This is a genomic window from Vibrio sp. Vb1574, from assembly GCF_033338675.1.
Genome location: NZ_JAWOTC010000361.1, coordinates 1 through 1,140 on the forward strand (window position 1 = coordinate 1; position 1,140 = coordinate 1,140).

The following is a 1,140-nucleotide window of genomic DNA, read 5'->3' on the forward strand; positions in this document are numbered from 1 at the left end:
TCTACAAGGCTTGTGGCACCAGTTCCTCACAGATAATTCGTGATAAGACCCGAAATTATCCAAGCATGGTGCCACTAATGCAACTTTATTTTTGATCTAATCGCCTATTTACTTGATAGCCACTACTGAATAACGACCTTAGGCGTAACGAAAATTAGCAACTCACTTTTACCAACGTTTTCGTAACTTCGGCGGAAAAGTGCGCCTAATAGCGGCAGATCGCCCAACAATGGCACTTTATCCACTGAGTTAGTAATGCTGTGCTGGAAAATACCACCGAGCACAACCGTCTCACCATTATTCACCAGAACTTGGGTGCCAATGCGCTGCGTATCAATTGCCATTGCCTCTCCTGTGCCCGTTTTCACTACCTTACCAGGTCGGTCTTGGGTCACACTCAGATCCAACACTAAACGATTGTCAGGTGTGATCTGCGGTGTCACCTTCAAGCTCAACACCGCTTTTTTAAAGGCCACTGACGTTGCACCACTCGATGAAGATTCTAGATAAGGAATTTCGGTACCTTGTTCAATGTACGCGGGCTTCTTATTGGTCGTGATCAATCGTGGGCTCGAAATGATTTCTGCTTTTGATTCTTGCTGCAATGCAGACAGCTCTAAGTCCAATAATGTATCAGAACCTAACTTTGCCACTTGGAACGCAATACTCGCCGCATTCGGGTTGGTCGCTGCTAAATTCACATTAAGGAAATCATCGATACCAACACCATCACCACCCTCTTCACCTTCGCCATCACCACCACCTTCGTACAAACCAATTGTCGCTAGGTTGTTCTCAATAGAGCCACCAACGGTGTTATTACCATTAATAGATGTGAAGCCCCAACGAATACCTAACTCATCCATGTTACCCTCACTGATGGTGACAATTCGGGCTTCAATTTGTACTTGTTTGACTGGGATATCGAGCGATTCAATGATTTCACGAATAACGGCGATGTTCTCTGGCAATTCTCTGATTAATAGCGAATTGGTTCGCTCATCAATGGTCATACTGCCACGCTCTGACAACATGCTAATGTTGCCTTCACCATTGATCATCTCTGCAATATCCGAAGCTTTAGCAAAATTGACTTTGATGATTTCTGATGAAAGCTCACCCATTTCTTCCGTCAGTTTT

At 44.5% G+C, this 1,140-nt stretch carries 1 protein-coding gene; it reads right to left on the reverse strand.

Features of this window, described 5'->3' with window-relative positions; all coding sequences use genetic code 11:
• Positions 1–122: 122 nt before the first annotated feature.
• Positions 123–1,140 (reverse strand): type IV pilus secretin PilQ (locus R7O12_RS26190; RefSeq protein WP_318126982.1); only part of this gene is annotated, 1,018 nt, incomplete at its 5' end.